This is a genomic window from Chthonomonas sp. (genome assembly GCF_035294165.1).
Lineage (GTDB): Bacteria > Armatimonadota > Chthonomonadetes > Chthonomonadales > Chthonomonadaceae > Chthonomonas.
Genome location: NZ_DATGLN010000211.1, coordinates 1 through 7163, shown reverse-complemented (window position 1 = coordinate 7163; position 7163 = coordinate 1). Strand labels below are relative to the sequence as shown.

Genomic DNA, 7163 nt, shown 5'->3' with positions numbered 1-7163 from the left:
ATTGCCCATCATTCGGTAGGCGAAGTTATAGATTTGGCGCTGGTAACGCTTTACGAGTTGATCATAAGCGGACCAGTCCCCACACAGCGTACGCTGTACGAGGTCGGAATCCTTTTCTTCCACGAGTGTGATCGTCCCCATCGGTCTCACGGAGCGCTCTCTTTCTTGAAGAGACTACGCAACCGTGAAGTGTTCGGTTTCAAGAACTTTTCTCACTTCATTCCACACGAAGGCGATTTGCCCTATTTGACTAGAAATGTAGGCTTATTTATTTAGAGCGATCCTGTTCTATCTCATGAGCGATTTCGAGGAAACTTCGATAGCGCCTAGCAGAAAGCTGCCCCTGCTCTACCGCCATTTTAAGGCTACATCCGGGTTCGGTTTCGTGCCGGCAGTCGCGAAACCGGCAGGGGGTAGCGAGAAACGGCCTGAAATCCACAAAGCATTCGGCCAACTCTTGCCGAGAGAGGGCAGGCAGCTCTAGCTGTCGCAGGCCGGGTGTATCGGCCACCCATCCGCCTCCTTCTAGAGGAAAAAGCTCGCGTACGGTGGTGGTATGCCGTCCTCGGTGGGTAACATCGCCAACCGCTCCAACCTTCAGATGCAAACCCGGTTGCAGAACGTTGAGCAGGCTCGACTTGCCCACCCCAGAAGGGCCGGTAAAGGCCGAAATACGTCCGCGCAGCACCTGACGAAGCGGCTCAATGCCGGTCTCTTTCAATGCGCTTGTTGGCAGAACTCTATAGCCCAGAGCCGCGAACTCACCGAAACTGTTTTGAAATTGCGCCTCATCCACCAGGTCACGCTTGTTGGCTACCAGAACGGCCTCCAGACCAAACGCCTCGGCTGCCACCAGCCAACGGTCTATGCGCCACGGGTCGGGGTTCGGCTCGGCACAAGCAAAGACCACAACTAGCTGGTCCAGATTGGTAACAAGCGTTTGCTCCTTGCCTCGAAAGGCCGCTCTGGCGAAGCGTGTCCGCCGCGGCAGTACCTCCTCGATAACGCCGGTATGGTTAGGCAAAATGGAAAAGAGCACCCGGTCGCCAACGGCCACGACATCGGTTTGTGGGGGTCTTTTCGCCTTGACAACCCGGCGAGGGAGCGCCGCACTTTCCGTGTAGGTAAGCTGTTTGCGAAGGGTGCCTCTTAAGATGCAGGTATAGCGAGGCGGATCACTGCTTTTATCTGCCTCCGCTTGCACTATGTAGGTACCGCTTAGCACTTTCAATACAATGCCTTCCTGCAGCTCCCTGCAGGCTATATCATCTTTCTCGTTCTGAGCCTTGTACGCCTCCGACGCCATTCTTTCTCCTCATTCCCATGCACACCTAGGTGTACATGAACATTTACGGATGGGAAGTCCACTCACCACGGCGTAACCACACTGTTGACTCGGCTGCTGAAGAAACAATTGTTTGCCGCCCGTGGCGATCTTTTCGGCGAATCCCTGTGTAATAAGGATACTGTTAAAACAAGTTGTAAGGAATCTATCCCGCAAGTCCTCTAAAATCGGGCGACATTAAGAGCGAGTTGCAGCCCATAATCGTATCTGCGTCTATTATACCGTGAATAGAGCCGGCAAATCCTATTCACTTCCCCTTGTGCACTCTGTTGCACTACTTGCAGTTTTTTCAGGGTTCGCCAACGCTTCTGCAAGAGCATCCACACTCTTTTCTCTCAGATAGGCTTCATTATCCCTGTCATTTATTTCACTATGCGCTATTGCCATCACGCGAGCCTTCAATCCGCCCACTAAGGACCGTATTTGCGGTTCTACCGCGGCATCATTCACTCCTAGCATGGGAAACAGCCAAGACGCCCAATTCTCCGACTTTGAAGACCGTTCGCTGAGACATCCGGAAAGCAGTAGATGCTCCTTTGCGCGGGTAAGAGCGACATAGAGCAGCCGAGTAGACTCCTCTTGATCGCGCTGCAACCGCAGTTCCTCGATGACACTGTAGGCGAGATCGCGCTCTCCCATAATTCGGCTACCGATGGCCATAGTTTTGCCATGGCAGACAAACAGCTCCTGTGAGGGCAGTTGGGATGGGTGTGAAAGATCGGCCAAGCACACCACAGGAAACTCCAGTCCCTTAGCCCGATGGATGGTTAGCAGCCGCACCACGTCTGCCTCCTCCTCTTCCGTTGGGGCATCCCCTTCGCGGGGGGAGAGCTTTTCGATCTCTTTTAGTTGCTGAATGAAGGAAGAGACACCGAAGACCGGCTCTGCACTCGCCATCTGCAGGAGTTTACGCATATTCGCCAATCTTCGCCGGCCATTAGGCCGACTTAGGAGACAAATGTCGTAGTTTGTATGCAGAATAAGCCTCTCCAAAATTTGGCCGACAGGAAGTCGATCTTCTTGTGCACGAAGCGTCTCTACGATCTGCAGAAAGCGGTGCAGCCTTTCTTTTTCCCTTTCGGTCAAAACCTGCGAGTTTAGCAGGGAACCGAGAGAAAGATGAAGCGGCTCAGAACTTCTTTCTCCTCGAAGGCGGTGCAGTTCCACCAGCGAATCGATCCTAAGTCCAACAAACGGCGAGCGCAATACGGCAGTCAACGCTTTATCATCAAAAGGGGAATCTAGATACGCCAAGAGATTTACGAGGTCGCGAACCTCGTGTCTGGCGTAGTAGCCACGTCCCCCACCTACAACAAAACAGGGTACCCCGTGGCGGGCAAAGGCCTCCTCGTAAAGTGCTACCCTTGTTAGGGTACGAAATAGCACGGCGATATCGCGCCACCGCACAGGCTCTCCACATCTCGGGTCGGAGCGGGCGGTGATATGTAGCTGCGCGTTCTCCACAATCTCACGGATGCGAATGGCCAAAGCTTCCGCTTCTCTAAGTTGATACTCGTCTCTACGCATTTCTCTCGCAAGCAGAATCTCTATGGAGGGAGTCTCTTTCGGCAGAAAGTCCGCCCCGGGTGTCAGAGGTTCAAAGCTCTCTTCAACGAAGGTGTGCTGACTAAACACCCGTTCAACCAGTTGAAGCACTTCAGGCCGAGAGCGAAAATTATCGGTAAGCCGCACATGGGCATGCTTTTGTTCGTTTTCTGCCTGGCGAATGACCTCCCGAAACAGCAGAGGCTCTGCCCCACGAAAGCCGTAGATGGACTGCTGGATGTCACCAACCAGAAATTTTCTGTTGCAAATCCGACCGTCTTCCTCATGTAGCAGTTCAATGAGGCGTACTTGCAGACGATTCGTATCTTGAAACTCATCTACTAATAGATGACGGAAGTGTTTCTGGTAGCGATGACGTACCGAGGGAAAGTTTTCCAGCAATTGTACCGCCTTGCTTTGCAGGTCTTCCATATCTAGACAGCCGAGACGGCGCTTACTCTCCTCATATGCCCGCCACACATGAAGCAATAATTCCAGAAAGTTATGACAACAGGAGGCCGACTGTCTCTCCAGCTCGCGGGTAGTTTGGTGCACCTTCAGCGCCTGGGTCACGGCCTCTCTTATGCGATAGAGAACAGGCAAAAGATCACGTTCGCCGGGGCCAGTTGCATGATAATTCCGTCTCCTCATGAGGTGTTTTATTCTACTAAACCATTCTAGTAGGGAGTAGGGATCGCCCTTATCTTCAGGACATGCCGCTATTTGGCTCGCTAAACTGTCTGCTAGCTCGCGCATTCCTCCCCTCAAACTTCCAAGAAGCGGCACAAGGGCATCGCGACACCCCTTTATCTCAGAGACGATAGGTTCAAAAAAGGTGCGCACACACTCTAGGTTTCTTCTAGCAATACCATCTAACGATGTGGCAGCCAAGCTTTCGACATCCTCTTGCTGCCATCCGGCATTTCGCAGGGTTGCGAGCACATGTTCCATTGACTCGGCCAACAAAACAGTGAAATCACGACTGTTTTGCAATTCATGGTGGCCCTCTTGCATAGCTGTTAAAAGCTCCTGTATTCGTGCATCGTTTTTCTCTACTAGGCGATCTAACTCCTGTTCACAGCAACGACGCAGAAGTTGGGCGGCTCCTATCTCATCAAGCACCTGAAATTGGGGGTCTATCTGGGCTTCAAAAGGATTTTCTAACAGCAGTCGCGCGCAAAACCCGTGAATGGTGCTGATATAGGCATTCTCGATCTGGCGCAGTTCTTCCATCAGATTCAGATATCGAAACGCCTCGATGATTCGGTTTTTCATTTCGCGGGTGGCTTTATCGGTAAAGGTGATGACAAGGATATGTTCCGGTGTAGCTCGAAGCTCTTCAGGCAGGCTTCCACGCTTGCTCTCAACAATAATCCGAACGAAGCGCTCCACCAAAACTTTGGTCTTCCCCGACCCTGCTCCTGCCGACACACAAACATCTTTATCCAGAGCCTCGATAGCCGCTTGTTGCGATCGGGTGAAGGTAGAACTCAACATGACGCCCCCTTACTCATCTGTCTGTTTCTTGGAGTATACTTCTTTCCAACACGTATTGGCATCCTTTGGGTACAACATGGCCACAGTATACGCGATCGTCAATCAAAAGGGTGGGGTAGGGAAAACCACAACGGCTATCAACGTTGCGGCCTATACTGCCCTGGCAGGTGCCCGAACTCTGCTTATTGATCTCGACCCGCAGGGGAATGCGACGAGCGGTTTTGGCATCAACAGAAAGTCCTTAGAGCACTCGACTTACGAAGTGCTTGTAGAGGGCCACCCCCTTCTCGATTCTCTGGTAGAAACGCCCATCGCAGGTCTTTCCTTGCTTCCTGCCACCATCGATTTGGCGGGTGCCGAATTGGAGCTAATGCCTAAAATCGGGCGTGATAACTATCTACGCGAGGCCATCGAGCCGGCGGTAGGGCATTTCGATCTGATTTTCATAGATGCCCCCCCCTCTTTGGGCATTCTTACGGTAAATGCTTTGGTTGCGGCTGAGGGACTTATCATACCGCTACAAGCGGAGTTTTACGCACTAGAGGGAATCTCCCAACTTTTGCGCACCATCGAGTTAGTTCGTCAGCGATTGAATCCCAAGTTGGAGATCACCAAGGTGATTTTAACCATGGTCGATTCGCGCACTCGTCTTTCACAACAAGTAGCCGATGAGGTACGTCAATTTCTCGGGGACAAGGTCTCTGCTATCGAGGTGCCTCGCAATGTGCGCTTATCTGAGGCACCCAGTCATGGTCTGCCGATAGCTCTCTACGATCCCCGCTCTCGTGGTGCGCTTGCTTACAAAAAAATTGCGGAGGAGATATATGGCCAAACGCGGACTCGGTCGCGGTCTCGCCATGCTGCTTCCTGAGGCTGCGGAAATTTCTCAGGGTCAGGTGCGCGAGATAGATATCGCGGCGATTCTACCCAATCCCTATCAGCCCCGAACGCTCTTTGACCCGGTGGCGCTTGAGGAGTTAGCCCAGTCCATTCGTGAGCATGGGGTACTTCAGCCCATCCTTGTAAGGGAGACCGATTCGGGCAAATTTGAGGTGGTAGCCGGTGAGCGTCGTCTTCGTGCGGCCCAACGGGCTGGGCTAACCCGCATCCCCGCTATGGTGCGCGCCTGTTCCGAACGGGAGATGCTTGAGGTGGCCATAGTTGAAAACCTTCAACGAGAGGACATCACTCCCATCGAAGCCGCCAAGGCCTACTTTCGAATGATGCGCGAATTTGGGCTGACTCAAGAGCAGGTGGCACAACGTGTAGGCAAGACCCGAACGGCCATCGCCAACGCTTTGCGCCTCTTACAACTGCCGGAAGAGGTTCAGGAGAGCCTTGAACGCGGCGAGATATCTGAAGGGCATGGTCGTGCCCTTATGATGGCCGAGCGTCCCGATGCCATCCTCCGTCTTTGGGCTGTTGTTAAATCGCGCGGTCTCTCCGTTAGGGAAACGGAGCGTATGGCTAAAGCCGCACGTCAGGCTATCTCTCCTTCCCCTGCTCCTGCCTCTCCTCCGGACCCACAGATTCAATACATCCAAGAACGGCTGCAGGGTGCTCTTAAGACACGCGTGGCTCTCCATTTCGCCTCGAGTGGTGCGGGGCGCATCGAAATTTTCTTCTATTCTCTCGATGAACTCGAGCGTCTTCTTGACCACCTTGTGCCTCAGGAAGGTTAAACACTCCGATGCGAAAAGAGCGTTTTTACTTCCACGATCCCCTCGCTCCTTCCCCCAACGTGCCGCTTCATCCCGGCGTTTCTGCCGTCCTCATGGATTCTGCAGGGCGTATTTTATTCCTCAAGCGCCGACAGAGCGACTATTGGTCACTGCCTGGTGGTCGTATTGACCCCACCGAATCTGCTGCCGAATGCTGTGTGCGTGAAGTGTTAGAAGAGACCGGCCTCTTGACACGGGTTGTGCGTCTTATTTCTATTAACACCGATCCTCAGAGCATTGTTGCCTATCCAGATGGGAATGTACATCGTAGCTTTGTCCTCTGTTTTCTGGTTGAGTACGTTGAAGGCGAGCTGCGCCTCGGCGCGGAAGCATCCGATTTTTGCTGGTGTACTCCTTCCGACCTAGAAGCTCTGCTTATCATTCCAGACAGTCGCCAGAACGCACTCGATGCTTGGGCAAATCGGCTTATGACCTTTATTCGGTGAGTGTCAAACGTTTGACATTCCCCGTCTGCCCTTCAACTTTTGCCAAATGAGGGATTTAGTGTGCCACAACAGGGTTCAAAAAAGAAGGTTCTTGCGGGTGAGGAGCGCCACAGTAAAAAGGGCAGGAGTTCACCTGCCCTTTTGTTGTCTGGAGTCAATTACGATCACAGTGCCGTGTTATCGGCGAGAGTGCGCCGAATCATGAGGTCGGCAACCTCTTCTCCACTCACATGATATTGACCGCTCTCCACGAGGGCCTTCAGCTGCAGAACCCGATCCATTCGTACATCGGGAACCTGCTCGATAGCCTGTTTGACCTTCTGGATATCCTGCGCCTTGGCGGATATCTCGATGGAGACAGCCTCCGGACTGGTCGAAGACGAATCGCCAGTTCGAGAACGAGCCGATCGGCTTTTAACGTTCGCACCACGTACCGGCGTGGCGGCTAACAGACGATTCACTTCCTCAGTAGATATTTGCATTGTCTTGCCTCCTGACCATTAAGACGCGATAACCGCGCCGAACTGAGTCGAGGACGGCAACCTGGCAACCATGGGGGATAAACCCCTACAGGCCCATGGCTTTGCGCCCCCACATTTCTATGGGTTT

The 7163-nt window shown here is 53.0% G+C and carries 6 protein-coding genes and 1 riboswitch; of the genes, 3 read left to right on the top strand and 3 right to left on the bottom strand.

Annotated elements, in window-relative coordinates; translation table 11 throughout:
• Positions 1–268: 268 nt before the first annotated feature.
• Together rsgA and VKV29_RS11860 are read right to left on the bottom strand one after the other, a co-directional pair.
• A complete protein-coding gene (gene rsgA / locus VKV29_RS11865; RefSeq protein ID WP_324201524.1) occupies positions 269–1306 on the bottom strand; it encodes a ribosome small subunit-dependent GTPase A in 1038 nt (345 codons plus the stop codon).
• A 282-nt stretch (positions 1307–1588) separates the two neighbouring features.
• Complete coding sequence (locus tag VKV29_RS11860) at positions 1589–4387, bottom strand: UvrD-helicase domain-containing protein (RefSeq protein WP_324201523.1); 2799 nt, start codon at positions 4385–4387, stop codon at positions 1589–1591.
• 76 nt (positions 4388–4463) lie between these two features.
• Between VKV29_RS11860 and VKV29_RS11855 the strand changes: the two genes are divergently transcribed.
• Genes VKV29_RS11855 through VKV29_RS11845 form a run of 3 tightly spaced genes read left to right on the top strand, consistent with a single transcriptional unit; the run spans position 4464 to position 6554 of the window.
• Complete coding sequence (locus tag VKV29_RS11855) at positions 4464–5258, top strand: ParA family protein (RefSeq protein ID WP_324201522.1); 795 nt, start codon at positions 4464–4466, stop codon at positions 5256–5258.
• Positions 5212–6069, top strand: a complete 858-nt coding sequence (locus tag VKV29_RS11850) for a ParB/RepB/Spo0J family partition protein (RefSeq protein WP_324201521.1) — start codon at positions 5212–5214, stop codon at positions 6067–6069. The genes VKV29_RS11855 and VKV29_RS11850 overlap by 47 nt, the downstream gene beginning before the upstream one ends.
• Positions 6070–6077: 8 nt before the next feature.
• Positions 6078–6554 (top strand): NUDIX domain-containing protein, encoded by a 477-nt coding sequence (locus VKV29_RS11845; protein WP_324201520.1) that lies wholly within the window; start codon positions 6078–6080, stop codon positions 6552–6554.
• Positions 6555–6718: 164 nt separating this feature from the next.
• On the opposite strand, the gene flgM is transcribed toward VKV29_RS11845, so the two are convergent.
• Positions 6719–7036 (bottom strand): flagellar biosynthesis anti-sigma factor FlgM, encoded by a 318-nt coding sequence (gene flgM, locus VKV29_RS11840; protein WP_324201519.1) that lies wholly within the window; start codon positions 7034–7036, stop codon positions 6719–6721.
• 52 nt (positions 7037–7088) lie between these two features.
• Positions 7089–7163: riboswitch (cyclic di-GMP riboswitch) on the bottom strand. This riboswitch is flagged as partial in the annotation.

Coding starts and splice junctions, on each gene's coding strand:
- VKV29_RS11850 (WP_324201521.1), top strand. CDS start 5,212: ATGGCCAAACGCGGACTCGGTCGCGGTCTCGCCATGCTGCTTCCTGAG.
- rsgA (WP_324201524.1), bottom strand. CDS start 1,306: ATGGCGTCGGAGGCGTACAAGGCTCAGAACGAGAAAGATGATATAGCC.
- flgM (WP_324201519.1), bottom strand. CDS start 7,036: ATGCAAATATCTACTGAGGAAGTGAATCGTCTGTTAGCCGCCACGCCG.
- VKV29_RS11860 (WP_324201523.1), bottom strand. CDS start 4,387: ATGTTGAGTTCTACCTTCACCCGATCGCAACAAGCGGCTATCGAGGCT.
- VKV29_RS11855 (WP_324201522.1), top strand. CDS start 4,464: ATGGCCACAGTATACGCGATCGTCAATCAAAAGGGTGGGGTAGGGAAA.
- VKV29_RS11845 (WP_324201520.1), top strand. CDS start 6,078: ATGCGAAAAGAGCGTTTTTACTTCCACGATCCCCTCGCTCCTTCCCCC.